We start from the raw sequence: 24,206 nt of genomic DNA on the forward strand, positions 1-24,206 counted from the left end.
ATCTGTTAATGAGAATGCAACCTACTTGCGAGCCTAGATGTAATTGTTATTTTTGCGGAATGCTTATGCTCCAAAAAAATATAAAACCTTTTATTGGTTTGATTATACTGTTGTTTTTGGGTTCCTGCAGTTCCATTTTTAGGGAAAAGGCTGAAAAGGAACCTTTGGCCAGAGTTGGGGATTCCTATCTTTATAAAGAAGATGTCGCTTCCCTTATTAGGGATGATATGTCTGCTCAAGACAGTGCCCTGTTTGTAACCAATTATATAAATAATTGGGCTTCAGTACAGTTATTGCTATCAAAATCGAAAATAAACCTTTCTGAGGAAGAATTGGCGGCGTTTGATCGCTTGGTCGAGGATTATCGGGCTGAGTTGTACACAAGAGCCTATGTTGAAGCATTAGTACTTCAGGCACAAGATACTGCAGTGACCACTTCGCAATTAAGGTCGTATTACGAAAGGGAAAAGGATAATTTTAAGTTGAACGAGAAATTGGTTCAGTTGAGGTTTGTTACGCTGCCTTCTCAATTTTTGGACAAAGATGAAGTAATTACCAAAATGAAGGATTGGGAGGAATCGGATAAAAATTATCTTGATTCCATAGCGGTACAATTCAAGAAAATACATTTTAACGACTCTATTTGGGTAAGTGCTTCCCGGGTGATTGAAGAAATACCCGCACTTACTTCCCTAAACGAAGCGAACTACTTAAAAAAATCACAATTTTTTGAATTGGAAGACTCCTTAGGGGTATATTTGGGAAGAGTGAAAGAAGTACTGGAAGTCAACGATATAGCACCATTTGAATATATTTCACCAGATATAAAACAACTTATTCTAAATCGACGAAGGTTGGATTATGTCAAAAGGTTGAAAACCGAAATTATAGATGAAGCAACACAGAAGAATGAATTTGAGGTATATGGAAATAAAGAATAAGATGATGTTGGCCATGGCGTTTTTTGCTGTGGTTGGGATTGGCAACGCCCAAGAAAGCGATGAGGTATCGTTAAATAAGAACGACTCAACGGAGGTTATAAAAAAAGTAAAGTTGGATGGTATAGCGGCCGTAATTGGGGATTATGTGATACTTGAATCCGATATCGAAAAGACATTTATTGATTTAAAAAGTCAAGGTGCATCAACTGCAGATTTTACACGATGCGGTGTATTGGGTAAATTGATGGAAGACCGTTTATATGCCCATCAGGCTGTTCAGGATAGCCTTTTGGTCTCAGATGATCAGGTGAACGCTCAAAGTGATAGACAGATTCAGCAGTTAACAGCCCAAGTAGGCTCCATAGAAAAGGTATTGAAATTTTACAAGAAAAAGGATATCGAAAGTTTCCGTACGGAGCTTTTTGAGATTAACAAACTTCGAATGCTTTCCGAAAAAATGCAAGGAAAAATTGTCGAAGAAATTGAAGTGACTCCAGAAGAAGTCCGTCAGTTTTTTGGTAAGATACCCGAAAATGAAAGGCCGGTTTTCGGAGCGGAACTCGAAATAGCCCAGATTGTCAAGCAACCCACTGCACCAGAAGAAGAAAAACAGAAGGTGATTGATAGGCTTAAGCAAATTAAGCAGGATGTAGAAGAAAACGATGCTAGTTTTAATGTTAAGGCAATTCTGTATTCCCAAGATCCTGGTTCAAAATCTAAAGGTGGATTTTATAGCATGACTAGAGAAACCCCTTTTGTAAAGGAATTTAAGGACGTGGCTTTTAGTTTGCAAGAAGGGGAAATTTCTGAGCCTTTTGAATCTGATTTTGGGTATCATATCATTTATATAGAAAAAATAAGAGGACAAGAATTGGATTTACGACATATCCTTTTAATTCCAGAGATACCGCAAAGTGCGATTGAAACCGCAGTTAAAGAACTAGACAGTATACGACAACAGATTTTGGACGGAAAATACACTTTTGCTGAAGCTGCTTTGAATTTTTCAGAGGAAAAAGAAACTAAATTCGACGGTGGACTCCTTAGAAACCCAATCAATTTTGATTCGAGATTTGAGTTGACAAAAATGGATCCAAGTTTGTATAATCAAGTAAGAAATCTAAAGGATGAAGAGATTTCAAGGCCCATCCGTGAAGATGATCAAAGAGGAGGAGCGCCAAAATTCAAGATTATGAAAATCTCCAATCGGTATGATGAACACAAAGCGGATTTCGCCAAAGATTACATCAAAATACAGGAATTGGCTTTAAGGGAGAAACAATTCAACGCCATTAAGGATTGGATGAACGAGCATATCGAAGACACTTATATCCACGTAAATACTGATAATAAAAACTGCGATTTTGCAAATAACTGGGTAAAGGAATAACTACATGTCGGACGTTGTCGCGGTTGAAAACCTTGTAAAAAAACACCAGGCCCTAAAAGACGAAATTGCTAAGGTCATAGTAGGCCAAAACGAAGTAATTGAGCAAATTTTACTTTCCATTTATACAGGGGGGCATTCCTTGTTGATCGGTGTGCCAGGTTTGGCCAAAACCTTAATGGTAAATACAATCGCCCAAACGCTCGGTCTTGATTTTAAAAGAATTCAATTTACCCCAGACTTAATGCCAAGTGACATTCTGGGTAGCGAAGTACTTGACCAAAACAGAAACTTCAAGTTTATCAAAGGACCGGTTTTTGGAAATATTATTCTAGCCGATGAGATTAACCGTACACCTCCCAAGACCCAGGCTGCTCTGTTGGAAGCCATGCAGGAAAAGGCTGTGACCATTGCTGGACAGCAATATAAGTTGAGCATGCCCTATTTTGTGCTGGCTACACAAAACCCTATTGAACAGGAGGGTACTTATCCCTTGCCAGAAGCTCAATTGGACCGTTTTATGTTTGCTATTGAGTTGAAATACCCATCCATCTCAGAAGAGATAGAAGTAGTAAAATCAACAACCACGGATAGTGAGGTACAGCTCGACACGCTGTTCAGCGCTGATGAAATTATCGAAGTACAGCATTTGGTGCGTAGAATACCAGTTCCTGATAATGTTATTGATTATGCGGTAAGATTGGTCAATAAGACTAGACCGGGAATGGAAGGGTCTTTGGATTTTGTAAATAACTATGTGGATTGGGGGGCTGGACCCCGAGCATCACAAAATTTGGTATTGGGCGCAAAGGCCCATGCAGCAATTCATGGAAAATTTTCTCCCGATATTGAAGATGTTAAAGCAATTGCCGCAGGAATATTACGGCACAGGATACTAAAAAACTATAAAGCCGAGGCTGAAGGCATTTCTGAAGAAAAAATTATTTCAGAATTGTTATAAATACAATATCCAACCGACTTATTTGCCAAATTCTAATTCCTAAATCGGTGGTATTTTAGTAAATTAGCCGAATTGTAAAAATCTTAAATCCAATCTAGAATGGCATTTGACATTGACATGATTAAGGGTGTTTACGCCTCAATGGGAGAGCGTATCGAAAAAGCTCGTGAACTATCTGGGAAACCCTTGACCCTTGCAGAAAAAATATTGTATTCACACCTTTGGGAAGGTGCTCCAAGCACACAATTTACCCGTGGCAAGGACTATGTGGATTTTGCACCGGATAGGGTGGCATGTCAAGATGCAACTGCCCAGATGGCACTTTTGCAATTTATGCATGCTGGAAAACCCAAAGTGGCCGTCCCTACAACCGTGCATTGCGATCACCTGATTCAGGCAAAAGTCGGAGCCAGTGCTGATTTAAAAAGAGCCAACGAAACTAGTAATGAGGTTTTCGATTTCTTGGAATCCGTATCCAATAAATACGGAATAGGTTTTTGGAAGCCCGGTGCGGGAATTATTCATCAAGTTGTGCTTGAAAACTATGCGTTTCCAGGTGGAATGATGATAGGAACCGATTCACATACTGTAAATGCAGGAGGACTTGGAATGGTGGCCATCGGAGTTGGTGGTGCAGATGCCGTTGATGTAATGGCCGGAATGCCTTGGGAATTGAAATTCCCTAAATTGATTGGAGTAAAATTAACTGGAAAACTATCCGGTTGGACCGCTCCTAAAGACGTGATTTTAAAAGTAGCCGATATTCTTACCGCTAAAGGAGGAACAGGGGCTATTATCGAATATTTTGGAGAAGGTGCTACCTCAATGTCCTGTACTGGAAAGGGAACCATTTGTAATATGGGCGCGGAGGTTGGAGCTACAACATCCACTTTTGGTTATGACGAATCCATGGACCGTTACCTTAGGGCAACCGATAGAGCTGATGTTGCTGATGCTGCTTTAGAGGTAAAAGAGCATCTAACAGCCGATGCGGAGGTGTATGCGAATCCTGAGCAATACTTTGACCAGGTGATTGAAATCAACTTGAATGAATTGGAACCACACTTGAATGGTCCATTCACTCCAGATTTGGCTACTCCAATTTCTAAGATGAGTGAAGCTGCCAAAGCGAATGATTGGCCATTGAATGTTGAGGTTGGATTGATTGGTTCGTGTACCAACTCATCCTATGAAGATATTTCAAGAGCTGCATCCTTGGCAAAACAGGTTACTGATAAAAACTTAAAGACGAAATCAAAATTTACCATTACCCCAGGATCGGAGCAGGTGCGCTATACAATCGACAGGGATGGATTTATAGATACTTTTGATGCTATTGGAGCAACAGTATTTGCCAATGCCTGTGGACCATGTATAGGAATGTGGGATCGTTACGGCGATAAGGCCGCCGATGGTCCAAGAAATACTATCGTTCATTCTTTCAACAGAAACTTTGCGAAGCGAGCCGATGGAAATCCAAATACCCTTGCCTTTGTAGGTTCACCGGAGTTGGTAACGGCAATCGCTATTGCAGGACGTCTGGATTTTAATCCTGTTACCGACAAATTAATCAATGAGGATGGAGAAGAGGTAATGTTGGACGAACCAAGAGGGTACGAACTTCCTCCAGAAGGGTTTGCTGTTGAAGACGCTGGTTTTATAGCGCCTATGGAAGATGGAAGTGGAGTGCAAGTTGTGGTTTCACCAACATCTGAGAGACTTCAATTGTTGGATCCTTTTGTTCCAATTTCTAAAGAAAGTCTTCAAGGGGTTAAATTGCTTATTAAGCCTTTTGGCAAATGTACTACAGATCATATATCAATGGCAGGTCCTTGGTTACGATACCGCGGGCATCTAGATAATATTGCCAACAACACCTTAATTGGTGCAGTTAACGCATTCAACAAGCAGACTAATTTTGTCAAAAATCAGTTGACAGGAGAATACGGGGCTGTTCCAGATGCCCAACGTGCTTATAAAAAAGAAGGTATACGTACTATAGTGGTGGGAGATCACAACTATGGAGAAGGCTCTTCAAGGGAACATGCTGCGATGCAACCTCGTCATTTAGGAGTTGCGGCGGTATTGGTCAAGTCTTTTGCTAGAATTCATGAAACAAACTTGAAAAAACAAGGAATGTTGGCATTGACTTTTGCTAATGAAAATGATTATGACTTAATCCAGGAAGATGATACTTTCAACTTTGTTGATATTTCAGAATTCACTCCTGGTAAACCATTGACGTTAGAAGTGATACATGCCGATGGAAGCAAGGATACCATTATTGCGAACCATTCGTACAACGAATCACAAATTCATTGGTTCAATGAAGGTTCTGCCTTAAATGTGATTAAAAAAGAGAATGCCTAAAATACTTTAGGGATAATTCAAAGAAACTCCTGATATTGCATCAGGAGTTTTTTTGTTTTAATCTAACCCTAAACTAATGAAAATCAGTAAAAAGACCGTTTTTAATATTGCCATCATTCTTTTTGTGCTTTCCTTTTTTGTCACTCCGATGGGGCACTATGGCAAAATTTTACTGAATCAACTCTTTGCGACCTCACCTCCAATTATAGAAGAGGCGAAACGTGAAAAAATCACGGATTACGACTGGAAACTAAAGGATGCGGATTGGAATTTCTTCAATTTTGAGGAGTCTAAAGGCAATGTGATCTTCATAAACCTATGGGCTTCATGGCGATTGCCAAGTGAGGCTGAGCTATCAAGTATTCAGGCAATGTATGATGCTTATAAAGGTAAAATAGATTTCTACATTATTACCAATGAAAACCGCCCGCCGGTTGAGGAATTCATGGATAAACATGGATTTACATTTCCTGTGACGTATTTGATTATTGGAGAAAAAACACCTATCAATCCGGAAGAGGTGCCATCTTCTTACCTTATTGACAAAACAGGAAATATTGTCATTTACAAAAGAAAGATTGCAGACTGGAGTACGACCAAGGTATACAATTTATTGGATGAATTGATTGCTGAATAATCGTATGAAGTTTACTAAAGAACAGCTGGGCAATGCCGTTTGGATATTGGTTATTGTTTTAATTGTGTTTACCCCCGTGGGTTTTCATGCAAAGGTATTTGTGGGTAAACTGTTTGCGAGAAGTGCGGAGGTTATAGAAACCGATAAGCAAAATACCTTATCGAATTATGATTGGAGATTAACTGATTTGGAGGGAAATCGGGCTAATTTTGATGCTAATAGGGGAGAAGTGGTTTTGGTAAACCTTTGGGCCACATGGTGCCCTCCCTGCGTAGCTGAATTACCAAGCCTTGATAAACTGTATAAGGATTACGGTGACAAGGTAAATTTTGTTTTTGTCACCAATGAAGAGGGGGGGGAAGTCAAACAGTTTTTGGACAAAAAAGGTTATGATTTACCAGTCTATTTTGGAGCTTCCCAGGTTCCAGAGGAGTTTTTTTCCAAAAGCATACCTGCGACATATGTCATCAATAAATCTGGAAAAATAGTGGTGGATGAAAAAGGTGCAGCCAATTGGAATTCAGGTAGAATAAGAAAACTACTGGACCAGCTATTAATAGAGTAATTCTATTTTCTGAAATATTTAAAGGGAACCAACAGCATTCCAAAACATTCACCTTCTTTTTTCCCTAAATGTTTGTGATGGATTTTATGTGCTCTTCGAACACCTCTAGCGTACCAATTATTGGCATTTCTAAATAGCTTAAAGCGTTGATGGATAAAAATATCATGCACCAGGAAATACGCAATTCCATAAGCTAAAATTCCAAAACCGAGCGGCCATCCGTACCAGAATTCAGTCTGTGCTCCCAAATAAAAACAGACCATACTTACTACGGCATAGAAAATAAAAAAAGCGTCATTACGTTCGAACCAAGAATCATGGTCTTTTTTGTGATGATCCTTGTGAAGATTCCATAAAAATCCGTGCATCACGTATTTATGGGTAAACCATGCCATAAATTCCATTACAGAAAAGGTGGCCAGAAAAATGAGTATCCAAAAAAGAACTTTCATTTAGAGCAGTTGTAATTTGTAATTCACATAAGATTCAGCCAAAAGTCCGAATTTTTGATAGTTTGGAACACGAATACGTGTGTTTTTTATTTCCAAAGGTGGTGTGCTCTGTAACTTTTGAAGTAACTTTTTATAATACCTATAGGCCGTGTATACCCCAAATTTGGCCTGCTCTGGAAGTTTTACAATTCCCGAGTATCCCAATTCAAAATCCGCTTTAATTTCGTCCACAATTCTCTTTTTCGAAATCTCATCCAATTCCATCAAGTTCGTATTTGGAAAATAGGTGCGTTCCAAATCTTCATAATCTGCTTTGAGATCTCTGAGGAAATTCACTTTTTGGAAAGCTGAACCTAAGGCCATAGCAGATTCCTTTAATTCTTCATATTTATTTTTATCCCCATCTACAAAAACGCAAAGGCACATCAATCCCACCACGTCAGCAGAACCATAAATGTATTCTTTGTACTCACTATAGGTACTGTATTTCTTTTTGGTCAAATCCATGCGCATGCTCTTCATGAAAGCCTCCACAAGATGATGCGGGATATCATATTTATGATAGGTATGTTGAAAAGAGTTTAAAATGGGATTTAGACTTATCTTATTTTGAATTGATGCTTCCAATGCCGTTTCAAAATTTTCGAAAAGCACTTTCTTATCATAATCGTGAAAAGTGTCAACAATTTCATCCGCAAAGCGAACAAAGCCATAAATATTGTAAATATCCTTTCGAATAGAGGTGGACAACATTTTGGTTGCCAAGGCAAATGAAGTACTGTAGGTTTCGGTTACAATTTTACTACAATCGTAGGAAACACGGTCAAAAATAGTTTTCATGGTCTTACGTTTTTTTAGTTATCAGATCAGATACCAATTTTCCGGAAATCAATGATGGTGGAACACCTGGCCCCGGAACAGTGAGCTGACCCGTAAAAAACAAATTTTCTACTTTGCTACTTTTGAGGTTAGGTCTTAAAAAGGCTGTTTGGCGCAATGTATTAGCCATACCGTAGGCATTGCCTTTATAAGAATTGTATTGTTCAATAAAGTCTTTTACACAGAAACTCTCTTTAAAGATAATGGATTTTTTGGCATCCTGACCGGTGTGTTGGACGAACCTATCCATCACAATGTCAAAATATTGTGCTCTTAATTCCGGAGTGTCTTGTAAACCGGGAGCTATAGGAACCAGAAAAAAACCCGTTTCGCAACCTTTTGGAGCCATAGTAGCATCTGTTACCGATGGAAAATTGGCATAGAACAAAGGTTTACTAGGCCATTGCGGATCATCGTAGATTTCTTTAGCGTGTTGATTAAAGTCTGTGTCGAAAAATAAGTTATGATGTTCTACATTACTTAGCTTCTGGCTAAAACCGATATAAAACAGTAATGATGATGGAGCATATGTGCGCGTATCCCAATATTTTTCGGAATACTGCCTAAACTTTTTTGGTAGGAGATTTTCGGAATGATGATAATCAGCTCCACTTACCACCAAATCAGCTATATGCTCTGAACCATTACTTTTAATTCCTTTGACAATGCTATTTTCTATTAGAATTTGCTCTACAGGACTGTCGGTTTTCATGTTAACCCCAAGTTCCAATGCCAAATCTTTCATAGCCTTGATGATTTGATACATACCACCCTTTGGATGCCAAGTGCCTAATCCAAAATCAGCAAAATTCATAAAACTGTAAAAGGAAGGGGTTTTACTTGGCTTTGCTCCCAAGAATAATACAGGAAATTCCAGAACCGCAATCAACTTTGGATTTTTGAAGCGCTTGCGCACTTCATGGCTTATAGTTTTGAAAAATTGGTCTACACGAAGTACCGTCTCTTTGGTAACAAGTTCCATGGGGGACAATCCTGGGCGAAGCACTACTTTATTGATCGCAATATCATAGTTGTCTTGCGCTTTGGTGATAAAACTTTTTAACTGGCTTGCGCTTCCGGGTTCTATACGTTCAAACTCATCACAGATTTTGTCCATGCAATCACCAATGGTGATGATATCGTCTTGAAAGAAAACCTTATAGGCAGGATCGAGTTTGTCCAACTGATAGTAATCAGAGGTTTTTTTACCGAAATCAGCGAAAAACTTATCAAAAATGTCAGGCATCCAATACCAGCTTGGACCCATGTCAAAAGTAAATCCATCTCTTTTGAATTGCCTGGCCCTTCCGCCAACAGTAGAATTTTTTTCGAATAGTTCCACCTCAAAGCCTTCCTTCGCTAGATAACAAGCTGCAGATAATGACGAAAAGCCCGAACCGATAACTATTACTTTTTTCATTTTTTGATTTGGGACAGCTGTTACAAAGAACCGATGACTTGATCTATAGATTCGAATATTTTTATATTGTCAGGTAGATTGTCTTTGTCAACATATTGTATTTGATGACCAAGAACATATAGACTTGAATTGCCGGTTGCGTTTAAGGTGTTTGAGAATTTTTCGAAATAGGAGGTTAACTCATCCTTCGTAGGCGAAACAGTAAAGTAAGAGAGGAAGGTGAGATTGTCATGATACTTCAATAAATCTTCCAGACTATCAATAGGCATGGTCTGTCCAAGATAAATTGACTTATACCCCCTAAGGGTAATTTCATAATTGATATAAAGTAATCCTAATTCATGAATTTCATTCTCAGGCAAAAAGAGTGCAAAAACCTTATCCTTTTTAGTGGGCTCGGACATTTGAAGCTTTTCTGTATTGATGTACAGCTTTTGCTTGATCAAATGAGTTATAAAATGCTCGTGAGCAGGACTTATGGTATCGGTTTGCCAAAGAAGACCAAGTTCATTCAACAATGGAATGAAAACGTCAGAGAAAATTTCCCTGAATGATTTTTCGGAGAGTAGACTGCTATACGTGTTTAAAAACAGGGTTTGGTCGAAATTGACCATGGCCAATTTGAAAGCGTTGATGGCATGGCTTTTTTCACTATTGTTGGAAACAATTTCCCGCACCATAATCGGTATCTGACCTTCATCAATCTTGGCTATTTTGGAAATCTTGTAACCATTATTATACAGCAAGGTTATGTTCAACAACTTTTGAAGACTTCCTATACTATAAGTTCTAATGTTTGTATCTGTTCTTTCAGGAGTAAACAGGTTGTACCTCTTTTCCCAGATTCGAATGGTATGTGCTTTAATTCCAGACAGGTTTTCCATGTCTCGAATACTGAAGGAAGCTTTTACATTGTTCATCTTTTTGATATAAACGTTAAACAAATTTACGATTTAATCGGAGTTGGCCTAATTAATTGTCATAAAATTTGTGAAGATTACTATTATTCGGCGACTTCATTCGCTATATATATGGACACTTAAGGAGCTTTGGAAAGCTATTGGTATGTTGGGTCATTAGCTATTTTAAGATGTAAATATTTGTGGCAAAAGTCCTTGGTTCGTGTATCTTTATAGAAAGGCACATGAGTATGAAACAAATTGTCAAAAGCTTGTTGTTATTGTTTTTTTTGAATGGATATGGTCAGATGAAAGTTACTCCGGAAGATTTAAAACTTGCTGTGGGTAGTTGGGAGGGTAGCATTACTTATTTGGATTATCAAACGAATAATCCATTTACCATGGCCGCAAACCTCATTGTTGAACCGGGTAAAGATGAAAATAGCTTGATATTGAATAATATTTACCCAAATGAACCGAAAGCCAATAATTCAGAGAAAATCAAGGTTACCAAAAATGGAACTCTGTTGAACAAAAAGACGGTTACTTCTCGAATTCAATTGGAAAATGGACAACTCAGCATTCAAACAGAACACGAGGGTAAAGATGATAATAAAAAGGCAATGATTAGATGTACCTATGTTTTTGGAGGTGATACCTTAATCATCAGAAAGGAAGTCCAGTTCGATGCATCCAAGCATTGGATTAAAAGAAGTGAGTACAATTATCAGAAAACAAAATAGACCTTATGGGTTAATTTTGATTTGAGATATTCAGTGGTCACTTTTCCATCCACATTTTATAGAATACAAATAAAACAGTAAGGATTATTATCCCAATAGAGCCGTAGATTTGATTTTTTAAGTGCTTTTTCATGAGGTCGATTTGAACCTACAATATAACTTTTGTATAGCTAAAAACATAGATTTATCGTGAAAAAATCTTACACTATCATTAAGATAATATAACCAAATCGAAGGTTTATGGTTAAGGAATTAAACCCCATAGTAAAGGAGGTTTGGTTAAACCAGTGGAAAATAAAAAGGGGAGATAGGTTTTAATCCCTAATCTTCCCCTTTGATTTGTACCTAACTGATAATTAGTAGTACTTGTGCCCACGACTGGAGTCGAACCAGCACGTCCTTTCGAACACTACCCCCTCAAGGTAGCGTGTCTACCAATTCCACCACGTGGGCATAGAATTTGCGGGCAAATATCGTTAAAATTTAACTTGTTCCAATAGGGATTTTAAACAAATTATGATGAGTAATCGATTAGGTCAGAAGATTGCCATTTTCATCCCATTCAGCAATAACTGCTCTTTTGCTCTGGTCTACGCATTTGGCCAGCCATTCTTCATCGTAGGATACATCATGCTTGGCTAGTACTTCGTCCGGGACACCGTTCCATACATTGGGCATGTTGCCTTTATAGCCAAGTTCTTCAATGCCCATTTTTGTAGTATAGTAGCCAGAAAGCGTTAGATTACGCATTGTAGAGAAAAATTGAACTTCCAAAGGTTGTTCTTCCTCAGGAACTTCTGGGTCAGGGAATGCGATGGTATCCAATATGATCTTTTGTTGATCAACAGTGGCTGATTTAAAGATAGTATTGTTATCGGTGTTGCATTTGTGGTCTAGCCACATAAGTCCACCTCGAATAGGAATCTGTAACTCCGGGATGTCCTTGACCATGAACTCTATAAAATCGGGTACTTCTGCGTCAGTTGCACTGCCATATTCATCAGAAGCTGGCAAAATCAAATCGCAAAGAACCGTTATCGTTTCCATTTCGTGATCATTGAAAAATACTTCTGCCAAAAGTTCTTGGTCACGCTCTTGTTCTTTCGGCGTTCTCCCATAGGTGAAACTTTTAAACGGAACTACCTCCTCACTAACAGATTCGGATTGTGGTTTACATCCATGGACCGCCAATCCGCTAGCAACTCCTCCTAACAAAATAGATTTTAAACTTTTTCTTCTATCCATGGCTAAATGTTTTGCTTTTTAAGTTCTTCGACGATATAATCAGATGCCCTCCAAGCTAATGCCAATATGGTCCATGTTGGATTTTTATCTGCTTGGGAAACAAAAGGCCCTGCATCAACTATAAACACGTTGTCCACATCATGCATTTGCTGGTATTTGTTTACAACGGAAGTTTTTTTGTTGTCTCCCATTCGAGTTGTTCCGACCTCATGGATAATTTCACCAGGAGCCAAAATGCCATAATTTTTATCTTTCCCAGCTTTTTCACCGATTACTTTACCGCCCATGTTATGGATTATTTCCTCAAATGTATCCTGCATGTGTTTCGCCTGCCTTATCTCATGGTCTGTCCACTGATAATTGAATTTTAGGACGGGAATACCATATTCGTCCACTTTGGTATGATCAATTTCGCAATAGTTATCCTCTTGGGGAACAGATTCACCTCTACCGGCCATACCAACCACGGAGCCATAATATTTTTTTATGTCTTTTCTAAGGTTATTACCATAGCCTCCCACAGGTAAACCAAAAAACTTATTCAATGCGTTTGGATTAAATCCGAAACCATAGCTTGGCATGCCTAGACCACCCCACATTTCAATGTGATAACCTCTTGGGAAATCCAGTTTTTTATTGTCCAACCACCATGGCGTGTATACATGCATACCACCAACACCATCTTCGTTATAGGTGTCCCTATTCATGAGTTCAGGAACAAAACCCATGAGGTTGCTTCCGGTGGAATCGTGAAGATATTTGCCGATTACGTTACTACTATTGCCCAGACCATTTGGGTGTTGCTTGCTTTTGGAGTTGAGCAATATTCTTGCGGAACTGCAAGCCGAAGCAGCTAGAATAACAACTTTGCCCTTGATTTTGTATTCTTTTCTGTCTTCTTTATTGATATAGGAAACCCCTGTGGCTTTACCTTCTTGGTTAGTAGTCACTTCTCGTACCATACAGTTGACAAAAAGATCTATCTGACCGCCACTTTTCTGTGCGGGGAAGATAAGGCACGTACCTGCTGAAAAATCAGCATAGACTTGACAAGCTCTTGAACATTGCCCGCAGTAAAAACAGACACCACGTTCATTATTTATCTTCTTGGTAAGCATCGACATTCTCGAGGGATACACAGGAATGTTGGATTTACGAGCACCTTTTATATAATAAAGCTCATGCAGTCTAGGTTTAGGAGGAGGTAGAAAAAAACCATCCGGATCATTCGGAAGTCCTTCATTGGTGCCAAATACCCCTATTAACTTGTCTACTTTGTCGTAGTATGGTTTTACATCTTCATAACCAATGGGCCAGTTATCACCCAAACCATCTTGGTCTTTTCTTTTGAAATCTTTTGGACCAAAACGTAACGAGATTCTTCCCCAATGATTGGTTCGGCCCCCTAGCATTCGCGATCTAAACCATTTAAAATCGCTATCACCGGAATTCGTATAGGGTTCTCCCTCAATTTCCCATCCGCCATATGCTGAGTCAAAATCACCAAAATGTCTAGTTGTACTTGCGCCCCTACGAGGCGATTCATAAGGCCATTTAAGTTGGGTCATTTGTTCTGGGTCTGCAGGATCAAAAAAGGGCCCAGCTTCAACTACGGCTACTTTAAGTCCTGCTTCCGAAAGAATTTTGGTGGCCATACCACCACCTGCACCTGATCCCACAATAATGACATCATAGACTTGGGAAGATTCGATTATTTGCATATGCTGTGAATTACCCTAGCAAAATATGAAAATTAAAAGAAAGATATCCTTACTTGTAGACCAATAACCTCAGAAAAAAGACAGTCGCCCCAAATTTTTAAGCTGAATGACAACTTATCTTAGAAATCTTTGGTCTTCGCTTTACGAATTAATCTCCATACTGGAATAATTGTCCATAGCATGAGCATGACAAAGGAAATAACAAGTCCTTTATTCGTTCCAAAAAAATCTTTAAAGACTGCTCCCGTGTACCCCAAGAGTGCTGAAATATCTAATTTAAGAAGTATCAATGTTCTGGATAAATCAATCGGATTCAGCATAGTTGCGGCCAAAGAAAAGGTGTCCAAAGGATATTCCTCAAAGACAATTAAGGACATTAGAAAAAGCCCATCATATATCACAGCCATAAAAAGCCACAAAAGAACAGCGTAACCAAATCCCTTTATCTTGTTTTCGTTGGATAGTGCGATATTAAAAGAGAGTGCGGTAAAAATAAAGGTCAAAAAGGCACCGGTAATCAACAAAAGCGTAAAATCGAATATGGCATCACTTCGGAACAATCCGTAAATGACAAAAGGAATGCCCAATCCCAAAACCAAACTCAATGCTAGAGAACCAGCAACTCCAAGAAATTGTCCCAAGAAAATGGAAGTACGTCGCAGGGGTTGTGCCAATAGGAGTTCGGTAAATTCTCTTGAGTTATAATAGTACATTACCCCGAATATTGTTCCAATTAACGGAACCAAAACAATGATGACATTCATTAAGGTAATGACGGCTTTAGAAACATCATTGTTCAAGAACAATAACACAAAACCTAAGGCTAGATAGAACAGGAAATAAACATAACTCCATCTGCTTCGGATGAGGTCATAAAAACTGTATTTTAGTATCTTAAACATATGATTTTTAGGATGCTATAGCCGCTATGGCATGTTCAACATTGGTTTGTTGCGTCAGGTTTTTTAGCTCAGTAATACTCCCTTTGAAGTATATTTTTCCTTCCAATAAGTACACGATTTCATCGGCTACTTCCTCAACAAATTGCATGATATGGGAAGTGACCAGAATGGTTTTTCCATTTGATTTCTCTTCCTGAATAAGTTGCTTTAGCTGAATTAGGGCTGCTGGATCTAATCCTGTTGTTGGCTCATCCAAAATAATCAATGGACCATCGAACATAAAGGTCATGACAATATTCACTTTTTGTTTGGTCCCTCCAGAGAGGGTTGAGAGTTTTCTGTTCAAAAAAGGTTCTAAACCAAAAAGGGATATCAGTTTTTCTTCTTTTGAAGGTTGTTGATGCAAATCTTTGATCATTCGAATGAGTTCCCTGACCTTTAAGTTGTTCGGGAAGTTTGCTATTTGAGGTAGATACTCAATATCGCCAAGGTATTTCCATTTGTTTCGAATGTTCTCACCTGAAATTGTTATGGTTCCCTGATTGGGAATCACCATACCTAAAATTGATTTTATCAAGGTGGTTTTACCCGAGCCATTTGGCCCCAAAATAGCTACAATTCCCTTGGGTTCAATGGTCAGGTTCAGATTTCGAAGCACTTGGTTTTTTCCAAATCGTTTGCAAAGATTATCTATCTGTATCATTGTAGTTGTTTCATTAAAGGGTTTGCATCCAAAAGTTCATCGGGTGTAAAGACAGGAGAGACTTTTTCCGAAAAGTCGATAATATCCATAAAAAGACTCCGCAGCAGGACAATGGTCTCCGGCGTGCGATTAACGATATAGGAGAAGAGTTTTACTGGACGGTAGGGTACGTCCCCGATTCCATCTTTGTTCAGGTCATAGCCGGTATATTCACTCCAAAAATTTCCGTTGAAAAGATTGTCATTAAGCTTACTGTTGTATGAAAGGTCGAAAGAATTATGTAGAAAATTATTGGCAGAAAATGTGTTTCCGTAGCAGGCTCCCCTAACTTTTAGGGCCCAACCATTATTGAGGAAGTTATTACCTTGGTATTTGATTCGGTTAGAGCCTTCAATACTTATACCCACTGTGTTTTCTTCAAAGGTATTTCCACTAATTTCGGCATCGTTGATTTCTTTTAATAGCATTCCAAAGGAAGCGGCTCCCCAGTTTTTTTTAAAAGTGTTGTTTCGCATCACTATTTCTTTGGAGAACATTACTGCAACCCCAGATCCGTTATTCTCGAAAACATTGTTTTCGTAGATGTCTTTATTGGAGAACATAAAATGCAGCCCATAGCGAACATTGTTTGTGCTGATATTGTTCTTGATCAAGATATCATCAGAAAATTCCAGATAAATACCATCCCGCACGTGCTGCACAATATTTTGCTCTACTTCTATATTCTTGCTGTACCAAAGTTGGATGCCATTTCCGGAGTTGAATTCCTCAACTGCATCTCCAATGATTTTATTATGAAAAACTCTACCATCCCTGGATTTTTCCAGATAAATACCAAAAAACAGCTTTTCCAAAACCACGTTCTGAATGAGGAAGTTTTTACTTTTCACTACCCGAATGGCTGCATAATCTTCGGTGTAACTAGTACCAACATTAATAATGAAAAGTCCGTCTATAGTGACATTATCCGAAATAACAGTAAAGATTTCACCCTTATCTTCACCATCTATTATTGGATAGTTTTCACCTACTATAGTTAAGGGTTTATTCACTCGAATATTGAATTCCTTATATGTACCTTTTTTAATTAGAAGCGTATCAAAATCAGATGCCAGCACTATACCTTTTTTAATGGTATTTGCGGTACAGTCAGGACAAACCGTTATGGTTTTGGCTCGCACACCGCAAACCATACCTAAAAGAAAAACTAGGAATACGGATGAGTGTGTTTTTGAAATAGTTTTGGGAGGTTTCATCGCTGTTTATCGAACAATTAAAAACTTGGAATTTTTGTTCGCCTTTACCCAATGTTTTTCATCTGCAGGAAAATTGAAATGCTGATGAGTTGTCAGTTCGAACTTCTTTTGATTGATGTGAAAATCGATATCTCCTTCCAAAACAATTAATTGGGCATCTTTTGGGGAAGTATGTTCAGGAAAGGTGGCGTCCTTTTCCAAACTGATAGTCAATATTTCAAGGGTATCTGTTTTCACCAAAGCGCTCACCTGTAAACCTTTGGTTTCTTGTTCTTTTATCTTATCGTTTATGATATACATCCGTTTGCGAAATTTTAAGGGTTCAATTCAGCAAGAAGTTCATTCCATGTAAATAGATGGCCACCATGTTTTTGTTGTTCAAGTTCTGCCTCCGAAGCGGTGTTGAACGCCGTCAAAAACTCACCCATTGGGCTAGGTATTCCGTCACTTATCAGGAAAGTGGCTTCAGTGGCATCAATGAGTTTGCCCGGTTCTGTATAGAAATTGCAGAGGTATAGTGCTATATCATTGGAATCCAATTCTTTCAAATGGTTTACCATACACTCGACAGCGTCAAACTTGAATACTTTTCCCTTCTTGGTCACCATTTGGGCGGCATGCTGTTGATCCACAATCGTCATTCTACAAAAATGACAACCATCCGTCCCGTAGACAATAGGTTGAGGTTTTACACTGCAACCAACCAACAAGGTGACAAATAAAATGACCAGCAAACAAATTCCGCTTAGGTTTTTCATGCTTTGGAATTTTTGAGTTCCTTTTTTCCAAGGAGGTAAGCAACAAATGATAATCCCATTCCAAGGGCCAGGCTAAAAGCTCCTAATTGGGGATAAGAATGTGCTTTAAAATTTAAAATATCCTTGGACCCAAATAGAGGGGGTTGAAAGCCCATGACGGAACCATCTGGATTGGTAAACTTCATTATGGCCTTTGGGTCTAAATCATGTCCGTAGTCATGTTCCCATAGATAGAAATCATAAAGTCCGGCTGTACTTAATAAAATCATAAGTACAAACCAATAGAGGTACCAGCGGTGTTTTGCTTTGAAGGCAATCAACAAACCAATTATTGTTGTTGAAATAATACCGATGGGAAATATTTTAAATTCTGGGATGGCCTCCGGAATGTATTTCATTCCCACATAATGGTTCATCAAATTGATATTCTTGATGTCATGGGGATTTGCATCAGAAAAGTCATTGATATGGATGTACATTCCCAGAGGAGTTGGATATTGCGGAGCTTCAAGTGTTATTTTCCAAAGGGGAAAGACAAACAGAAGCAATGGCAGCAAAACTCCAATCAACATTACAATTTTTGAGGTCTTTTTCATTTTTTTATGCTCTAGGGTTTAAGAAGCGGGAGGGGACGTCCTCCCGCTTATCCAATTAAAATCCAAGAATTTGGATTAACAACGTCAGTCTTCGCCTAAAGACCAGGTGAGTTCAATATCTGAATCAGCAGGAGAAACCCTGACATAACCTTGCATTTCTTGGTGCAATGCCGAACAGAAATCGGTACAATAGAATGGCCAAACCCCTACTTGTTTGGGTTCCCAAACGAAGGTTTCGGTCTGTCCTGGCATAATTAACAATTCTGAAGTATTAGCACCAATCATACTCACTCCGTGCGGTACATCATAATCTTGCTCTAAATTGGTAACATGGAAATACACTTTATCGCCCACTTTGACACCTTCAATATTGTCCGGATTAAAGTGACTCCGAATCATGGTCATATAAATATGAACCTCGTTTCCGTCGCGCTCTACGCGAACATTGGCATCAGATGTTGTGGCATATTTGTGCTTGTTATCGGTTAGATTATAGATTTTCTTGGAACGCGGTTTTACCAATTCAGCCGGAATACCTGCTGCGTAATGGGGTTCACCCACAGTTGGAAAATCTAGCAATAACTCCATTTTTTCACCGGAAATATCATATAGCTGGGCGGATTGCGTAACTTCTGGCCCAGTAGGTAAGTAGCGATCTTTGGTAATCTTGTTCATGGCCAAAACATATTTGCCATAAGGCTTTCTGGAATTACCTCCCGGAATCATCAAGTGACCCACGGAATAATAACAGGGTTGTCTGTCGACCACTTCCCAAGTTCCCACTTTCCACTTTACAACCTCGGATGAAATAAAGAAGGTGGTATATCCATTTCCGTTGCCATCAAACTCGGTATGCAGTGGGCCTAATCCAGCTTGTTTCACTGTTCCGGCCAAAACATCTTCAAAGCTCAGAATCGGAATTCCATAAGCCTCGCCTTCAAATTTTTCATTTTCAATGGCATCAATCATTTTATTGAACGAATGCACAGTTAAATCGGATGAAAGCTTTCCGTTACCGACTATGTATTCACCAGTAGGGTTGACATCACAACCATGCGGGGATTTTGGTGTGGGTAATAGATACACTAAACCTGGTAATGCGGAAGCATCAAGTATACGGACCTCCTTCTTCATTGTTGAAGTGGCCGTGTGCGTATGCTCATCATAAACATTATGCGCATAGTTGGCTGGCATGGTAGTAAATTTACCTTCAGCAAGGTATTCCTCTGCCTTTTTCCAGTTGACAGCGGCAATGAAGTCCTTGTCATTTTGTGAAGCGTTAACTTCCATCAAAGTATGTGATTCTTCGGTATTGTATGTTGAGAAAAACATCCAACCGTGAGAAGCACCTCTGCCTGGGTGGGCCAAATCGTAATCGAACCCTGGCATTAATATTTGGAAGGATAAATCCATTCCGCCGTCTTCAGGGTCAACGCTTATAAAGGAAAGCGACCCCTTAAAATTGCCCTTATACTCTTTAATCGAGATATCTTGCTGCGGAATTGGAACTGAAAAACGGGTTCCGGCAACGACATATTCGGTGTTTTCAGTTACAAAAGCAGAGCTATGATTACCGGCACTATTCGGAATTTCGATGATTTCGGTAGTTTCAAACACACTCAAATCCACTTTGGCAATCCTCGGTGTATTGTTTCCGTTGATGAAAACGTAACGACCATCAATCTCACCATTGGTTTGAGAAATATCAGGGTGGTGAGAGTCATCCCAAGGAATAAATCCATGGGAGGTGTTCAGCATGGGCTTGGTTTCTTCATTGTATCCCCAAGCTTTTTCAGCATCTTGAGAGAAAACGGGTATTACCTTGAACAAACGACCAGATGGTAAACCATATACGGACATTTGTCCACTGAATCCACCAGAAACAAATGCGTAGAAGTCGTCATGCTCTCCAGGTGCCACATATACCTTTTCCGCAGCGCTTGAAGCCAATGCTCCACTTGAGCTTTTGTTTTGTTGATTGCAACTTGTAAACAGTAGAGAACTGCTGATAAGAGCAAGGATTAAATAATAGATTTTTTTCATTGTTATTGTTTTTAAAAGGTTGTTTTATAATTATTCGCTCGGCGGCAACATTACTTTGTCCACCACATGTACAATACCATTCCCACACGGGATACTGGCAATTATTTTAGCTCCTCCAATAAAGACATCATCTCCTTTTACTTCAACCGCAACATCTTGATTGTTTGCTTGTCCCAGCTTTTTGAATTTCTTCAGGAAGTCTTTGGAATATTTTCCCGGAGTTACATGATATTGGAGAATGTTGGCCAGCGAAGCTTTGTTTTCAGGTTTTAGTAGATTCTCCACAGTACCGTCAGGAAGAGCGTCAAAAGCTGCATTTGTTGGTGCAAAAACCATTAGGGGACCAGCATTTACAAGTGCATTTTCCAATTCAGCTGCCTGAACGGCGGCAACTAGTGTAGTGTGAGCTTCAGAGCCGATGGCAATATCCAACACATTGGGTTGTGCCTCGTCATCTTTAAGAAAGGCTTGTCCTTGTTTTTTGTTGCTTTTTTGTACCGCCGGGGTGGAGGTGGAGGTCTCTGTTTTGGCTTCGTTCTTACAACTACACAAAAGGCATAGTGCCAAGAGCGAACCAAAAAATACTTTGATTTTGGTGATTATTTTCATAGTTAAACATTATAAGGTTCTGAAATATTCGAGCACGGCCCTGGCTTGTTCTTCTGTCAAGCCTTGATTAGCCATGGGAGATCCATTAAATTCCATAAGAAGTTCTTTGGCTAAGGGGTCTTCCTTTACCATGACCTCGGGATTCAAGATCATGTTCATGACCCATTCGGGAGAACGTCTTTCCAAAATACCATTGGGGGCAGGTCCAATAAATTTTTTCCCGACTCTATGGCAAGCCAGACACATCTGTTCAAATACGGCTTTCCCTTCTGCTGATAGGGTCACGTCTATTTCATCATTTAAGGTCAATGATTTAATAGGTCCAACCCCTTTGTTGGAAAGGTCGACTTTCTCAGAAGGTTTGACGGCATCTGCCTCTGGTTGGGTGTCAACTTTTTCCGTACTGGACTTTTGTCGCTGTACTTGAAAGCCTTCTTTTTTCTTTTCTTCTTTTCCTCCGCAAGCCAAGAGGAGGAGGATGAATAAGAATGTGCTGCTTTTTATTATAATTTTCATTGGACTACAATTGTTAGATTATACGGCCAAAAGTATTGACCCAAATCCTGAGAGAATATGATAAATGTCACATTTCGGACAAAAACATCTTTTTTATATTTGTATCTCATAATTAATTACTTATGCTCACCACTTCAACAAAATATGCTATCAAAGCCGTCCTGTTTTTGGCACTGCATTCAGACGAGAACGATAAACTGATGGTTAAGGATTTTTTTGAAGCTATAAATGTTCCAAAAGAGTATTTGGCCAAAATCCTACAAGAGCTCTCAAAGAAGGGTGTTGTATCATCATCAAGAGGTCCAAAGGGAGGTTTTTACTTGAGTAGCAAAAACAAAAAATTACCCTTGATCTCTATTGTTGAAGCCATTGAGGGTCGGCATCGGTTGCAATCTTGTGTATTAAGTATCAATGAATGTGACAATGATAACCCATGTGTACTTCATGACTTGGTTGGAAATGCCAAAACTATTTTCCTGAAAAACTTTGAGGAAACCACGGTTGAAAGACTCATAGAGAGCATCAAAGAAGGTAAGGTGCTATAACCCTTATAAGGGTTAAAATATTTACCGATGAATACGGCTTCTTCATCATGATATTTTATTTAAGTTTATTGCATCTAACTAAAGATATGGCATGCGCATAGCTAATTTTAAGCTTTTTCTTGGAATAGGGTTAATTACCTGTTTGGTCAATAATGGTTGCGTTGAACCGTTCCAAGCAGAATTTGAGAATTTTGAAAGTGCTCTTGTCGTCGAGGCTACACTTACCAATGAATTGAAACAACAAGAGGTCTTTCTGTCGCGTACCTTTGAATTTGAGGAAGAGGAACCCTTAATGGAGTCCAATGCCCAAGTCAGGGTTGTCGCTGGCGGGAACACCTTTGTCTTTGATGAGGCTAGTGCAGGCACCTATGTTTCAGCACAGGCATTCGCAGCCCAACCAAATACTGCGTACCAATTGCTAGTAACTACACAAGATGGAAGATCTTATAGTTCCGACGAGGTTACACTAAGTCCAACCACACAAATTGACGGTGTTAGGGCTGAAAGAATCATCAATGATGATGGGGAAGATGGTATAGCGATTCTGGTGGACAGTTTCGATCCCTCAGGAAGTGCTAAGAATTATCGATATGTCTATGAGGAATCCTATAGGATTATAGCTCCAGATTGGGCACCTATGGATTTAATAGGTGACCCAGCTGGGGGTTGTGGTGTTTTAAAAATACCAAAACAGCGCGACGAGCAGGTATGCTATACTACGGATCTGTCCAATGAGATTATCCTTACCAATACCACGGACTTGGAAGAGGACAGGGTAAGCAATTTCATGGTCCGATTCTTAAATAGGAACAATTACATCATATCTCATAGGTATTCGATTTTGGTGAAGCAGCTTGTACATTCCAATATTGCTTATACATTCTACGAGAGATTGGACGAATTTTCAAGTAGCGAGAGTCTTCTTTCTGAGACCCAGCCGGGTTTTTTGCAAGGGAATATGTTTTCCAATGAGAATAGAAACGAAAAGGTTCTGGGTTTTTTCGATGTTGCGTCTATTACTGAACAAAGGATATTCTTCAATTATGAAGATTTCTATCCTGAAGAACCTTTACCTCCATACGCTGATCCTTGCGGTCAAAGTGCCCCCGTTTTAATCAATCAAGGTGGTTTATGTGTATTACGCCCAATTATTGAGGCTAATGTGGCCCGATTTAAAGATGATAATAGTATACCTCAAGTGGGTGAGGGTCCCTTTTTCATAGTTCCTAGGGTTTGTGGCGATTGTACTGTTTTAGGAGATACTGAAATACCTGAATTCTGGGAAGAATGAGTAAGGAAAAGGGCTAAATGGTCTAAGAAATTATAAATATCTGTTAATTAAGTTGTATATACAACATTTAAAATTACTTTTGCCCTATGAAGCATGAACTAAAACATTGTATTGGGTCTAGATTACGTCGATTATCACGAATTGCCGATGGACATATTAGAAAGTTTTTAGGAGCACACAAGATTACAGAAAACCAGATGACCATTCTGTTCACAATGCACGAGTTGGGAAGAACGGAGCAAGGTAAGGTAGGGGAAGTCCTGTGTCTAGAAAGATCAACTGTAAGCAGAAATATTAAACTTCTGGAAAAAAGAAAGCTGATATTACGTTCAGATGAATACAGGCCAGAGGTTGAGTTGACCACAGAAGGTAAAAAATTTGTAAAAATTCTTATTCCGGAATGGGTGAAAGCAATGGATATTTTAGTCGAAAAATTGAACGATGATGGATTACGGAGTCTTCAAAACTTAGAAAGTAGAATTCAGTAAAAAAAATTTAAACTCAAAGTTGTATATACAACTTGTAAGTATTTATTATGAAACAGATGATTCCATGGAAACAGACGCTTATTACCGCTTTGGCAGTATATCCCTTATTGCTATTCTTTGAATGGGCTGTAAAACAAATCCTTCCTGTGCATCAAATGGATCGCAGGGCAGTACTTTTTATTGTAGTAGTAATGATAGCTACTTCTATGGTATTTGTGGTTATGCCATTAATGATCAAATTGTTTGGCAGGTGGCTTTTCAAAAACAATAACAATTAAA

Annotated in this window: 26 protein-coding genes and 1 tRNA gene; 11 read left to right on the forward strand and 16 right to left on the reverse strand. The window is 39.0% G+C overall.

What is annotated here, in order from left to right; genetic code table 11:
• Positions 1 to 98 precede the first annotated feature (98 nt).
• The 6 genes from ACOKFG_RS08465 to ACOKFG_RS08490 all read left to right on the forward strand — a co-directional run bounded on the left by ACOKFG_RS08465 (position 99) and on the right by ACOKFG_RS08490 (position 6,861).
• On the forward strand, positions 99 to 941 hold the full coding sequence (locus ACOKFG_RS08465; RefSeq protein WP_422861072.1) for a peptidyl-prolyl cis-trans isomerase: 843 nt from the start codon (positions 99 to 101) through the stop codon (positions 939 to 941).
• The gene (locus ACOKFG_RS08470) at positions 892 to 2,331 is read left to right on the forward strand and encodes a peptidylprolyl isomerase (protein WP_422861073.1); all 1,440 of its coding nucleotides are present in this window, start codon (positions 892 to 894) and stop codon (positions 2,329 to 2,331) included. Before ACOKFG_RS08465 ends, ACOKFG_RS08470 begins: the two co-directional genes overlap by 50 nt.
• Before the next feature lie 4 nt (positions 2,332 to 2,335).
• Positions 2,336 to 3,289 (forward strand): AAA family ATPase, encoded by a 954-nt coding sequence (locus ACOKFG_RS08475; RefSeq protein ID WP_298794806.1) that lies wholly within the window; start codon positions 2,336 to 2,338, stop codon positions 3,287 to 3,289.
• A 99-nt stretch (positions 3,290 to 3,388) separates the two neighbouring features.
• Positions 3,389 to 5,659 (forward strand): aconitate hydratase, encoded by a 2,271-nt coding sequence (locus ACOKFG_RS08480; protein ID WP_422861074.1) that lies wholly within the window; start codon positions 3,389 to 3,391, stop codon positions 5,657 to 5,659.
• Between the two features lie 76 nt (positions 5,660 to 5,735).
• Complete coding sequence (locus ACOKFG_RS08485; RefSeq protein ID WP_299488717.1) at positions 5,736 to 6,296, forward strand: TlpA disulfide reductase family protein; 561 nt, start codon at positions 5,736 to 5,738, stop codon at positions 6,294 to 6,296.
• 4 nt (positions 6,297 to 6,300) lie between these two features.
• The gene (locus ACOKFG_RS08490; RefSeq protein WP_299488714.1) at positions 6,301 to 6,861 is read left to right on the forward strand and encodes a TlpA disulfide reductase family protein; all 561 of its coding nucleotides are present in this window, start codon (positions 6,301 to 6,303) and stop codon (positions 6,859 to 6,861) included.
• A gap of 2 nt (positions 6,862 to 6,863) precedes the next feature.
• Here ACOKFG_RS08490 and ACOKFG_RS08495 read toward each other — a convergent pair whose 3' ends face one another.
• From ACOKFG_RS08495 to ACOKFG_RS08510, 4 genes are read right to left on the reverse strand one after another with little or no spacing between them, the layout of a single operon-like run.
• Complete coding sequence (locus ACOKFG_RS08495) at positions 6,864 to 7,313, reverse strand: sterol desaturase family protein (protein ID WP_299175749.1); 450 nt, start codon at positions 7,311 to 7,313, stop codon at positions 6,864 to 6,866.
• Positions 7,314 to 8,153, reverse strand: a complete 840-nt coding sequence (locus ACOKFG_RS08500) for a phytoene/squalene synthase family protein (RefSeq protein ID WP_422861075.1) — start codon at positions 8,151 to 8,153, stop codon at positions 7,314 to 7,316. It abuts the gene before it with no gap.
• A gap of 4 nt (positions 8,154 to 8,157) precedes the next feature.
• Positions 8,158 to 9,612: a phytoene desaturase family protein gene (locus ACOKFG_RS08505; protein WP_422861076.1), complete on the reverse strand. Its 1,455-nt coding sequence runs from the start codon at positions 9,610 to 9,612 to the stop codon at positions 8,158 to 8,160.
• A gap of 20 nt (positions 9,613 to 9,632) precedes the next feature.
• Positions 9,633 to 10,532, reverse strand: a complete 900-nt coding sequence (locus tag ACOKFG_RS08510) for a MerR family transcriptional regulator (RefSeq protein ID WP_299175744.1) — start codon at positions 10,530 to 10,532, stop codon at positions 9,633 to 9,635.
• Positions 10,533 to 10,762: 230 nt separating this feature from the next.
• Here ACOKFG_RS08510 and ACOKFG_RS08515 point away from each other — a divergent pair, with 230 nt between their 5' ends.
• Positions 10,763 to 11,254: a hypothetical protein gene (locus ACOKFG_RS08515; protein WP_299488708.1), complete on the forward strand. Its 492-nt coding sequence runs from the start codon at positions 10,763 to 10,765 to the stop codon at positions 11,252 to 11,254.
• 369 nt (positions 11,255 to 11,623) lie between these two features.
• Here ACOKFG_RS08515 and ACOKFG_RS08520 read toward each other — a convergent pair.
• From ACOKFG_RS08520 to ACOKFG_RS08575, 12 genes are all read right to left on the reverse strand, one after another.
• Positions 11,624 to 11,707, reverse strand: a tRNA-Leu gene (locus ACOKFG_RS08520).
• A gap of 78 nt (positions 11,708 to 11,785) precedes the next feature.
• Complete coding sequence (locus tag ACOKFG_RS08525; RefSeq protein WP_298794821.1) at positions 11,786 to 12,499, reverse strand: gluconate 2-dehydrogenase subunit 3 family protein; 714 nt, start codon at positions 12,497 to 12,499, stop codon at positions 11,786 to 11,788.
• A 2-nt stretch (positions 12,500 to 12,501) separates the two neighbouring features.
• Positions 12,502 to 14,220: a GMC family oxidoreductase gene (locus ACOKFG_RS08530; protein WP_422861077.1), complete on the reverse strand. Its 1,719-nt coding sequence runs from the start codon at positions 14,218 to 14,220 to the stop codon at positions 12,502 to 12,504.
• Between the two features lie 119 nt (positions 14,221 to 14,339).
• Positions 14,340 to 15,122, reverse strand: a complete 783-nt coding sequence (locus ACOKFG_RS08535; RefSeq protein WP_299488555.1) for an ABC transporter permease — start codon at positions 15,120 to 15,122, stop codon at positions 14,340 to 14,342.
• Between the two features lie 7 nt (positions 15,123 to 15,129).
• On the reverse strand, positions 15,130 to 15,825 hold the full coding sequence (locus tag ACOKFG_RS08540; RefSeq protein ID WP_298794827.1) for an ABC transporter ATP-binding protein: 696 nt from the start codon (positions 15,823 to 15,825) through the stop codon (positions 15,130 to 15,132).
• Positions 15,822 to 17,018: a nitrous oxide reductase family maturation protein NosD gene (locus ACOKFG_RS08545; RefSeq protein WP_298794877.1), complete on the reverse strand. Its 1,197-nt coding sequence runs from the start codon at positions 17,016 to 17,018 to the stop codon at positions 15,822 to 15,824. Before ACOKFG_RS08545 ends, ACOKFG_RS08540 begins: the two co-directional genes overlap by 4 nt.
• A 69-nt stretch (positions 17,019 to 17,087) precedes the next feature.
• A complete protein-coding gene (locus ACOKFG_RS08550) occupies positions 17,088 to 17,381 on the reverse strand; it encodes a cupin domain-containing protein (RefSeq protein WP_298794829.1) in 294 nt (97 codons plus the stop codon).
• Between the two features lie 14 nt (positions 17,382 to 17,395).
• Positions 17,396 to 17,839 (reverse strand): nitrous oxide reductase accessory protein NosL, encoded by a 444-nt coding sequence (locus ACOKFG_RS08555; protein ID WP_298794831.1) that lies wholly within the window; start codon positions 17,837 to 17,839, stop codon positions 17,396 to 17,398.
• Positions 17,836 to 18,435 carry a hypothetical protein gene (locus tag ACOKFG_RS08560; protein WP_298794833.1) on the reverse strand — a complete coding sequence of 200 codons (600 nt, stop codon included), beginning with the start codon at positions 18,433 to 18,435 and terminating at the stop codon, positions 17,836 to 17,838. The genes ACOKFG_RS08555 and ACOKFG_RS08560 overlap by 4 nt, the downstream gene beginning before the upstream one ends.
• An 84-nt stretch (positions 18,436 to 18,519) precedes the next feature.
• On the reverse strand, positions 18,520 to 20,478 hold the full coding sequence (gene nosZ / locus ACOKFG_RS08565; protein WP_422861078.1) for a Sec-dependent nitrous-oxide reductase: 1,959 nt from the start codon (positions 20,476 to 20,478) through the stop codon (positions 18,520 to 18,522).
• A gap of 30 nt (positions 20,479 to 20,508) precedes the next feature.
• Positions 20,509 to 21,087 carry a fasciclin domain-containing protein gene (locus ACOKFG_RS08570; protein WP_422861079.1) on the reverse strand — a complete coding sequence of 193 codons (579 nt, stop codon included), beginning with the start codon at positions 21,085 to 21,087 and terminating at the stop codon, positions 20,509 to 20,511.
• Between the two features lie 9 nt (positions 21,088 to 21,096).
• A complete protein-coding gene (locus tag ACOKFG_RS08575) occupies positions 21,097 to 21,603 on the reverse strand; it encodes a c-type cytochrome (protein WP_298794840.1) in 507 nt (168 codons plus the stop codon).
• A 122-nt stretch (positions 21,604 to 21,725) separates the two neighbouring features.
• On the opposite strand from ACOKFG_RS08575, the gene ACOKFG_RS08580 reads away from it, so the two are divergent.
• The 4 genes from ACOKFG_RS08580 (at position 21,726) to ACOKFG_RS08595 (ending at position 24,205) form a co-directional block, all read left to right on the forward strand.
• Complete coding sequence (locus ACOKFG_RS08580) at positions 21,726 to 22,148, forward strand: Rrf2 family transcriptional regulator (protein ID WP_298794842.1); 423 nt, start codon at positions 21,726 to 21,728, stop codon at positions 22,146 to 22,148.
• 91 nt (positions 22,149 to 22,239) lie between these two features.
• Positions 22,240 to 23,439, forward strand: a complete 1,200-nt coding sequence (locus ACOKFG_RS08585; protein WP_298794844.1) for a DUF4249 domain-containing protein — start codon at positions 22,240 to 22,242, stop codon at positions 23,437 to 23,439.
• An 86-nt stretch (positions 23,440 to 23,525) separates the two neighbouring features.
• Complete coding sequence (locus tag ACOKFG_RS08590; RefSeq protein WP_298794846.1) at positions 23,526 to 23,927, forward strand: MarR family transcriptional regulator; 402 nt, start codon at positions 23,526 to 23,528, stop codon at positions 23,925 to 23,927.
• Positions 23,928 to 23,974: 47 nt separating this feature from the next.
• A complete protein-coding gene (locus tag ACOKFG_RS08595) occupies positions 23,975 to 24,205 on the forward strand; it encodes a hypothetical protein (protein WP_298794848.1) in 231 nt (76 codons plus the stop codon).
• Position 24,206 lies beyond the last annotated feature (1 nt).

The sequence above is a fragment of the Flagellimonas rhodophyticola genome (genome assembly GCF_049332665.1).
Classification (GTDB): domain Bacteria; phylum Bacteroidota; class Bacteroidia; order Flavobacteriales; family Flavobacteriaceae; genus Flagellimonas.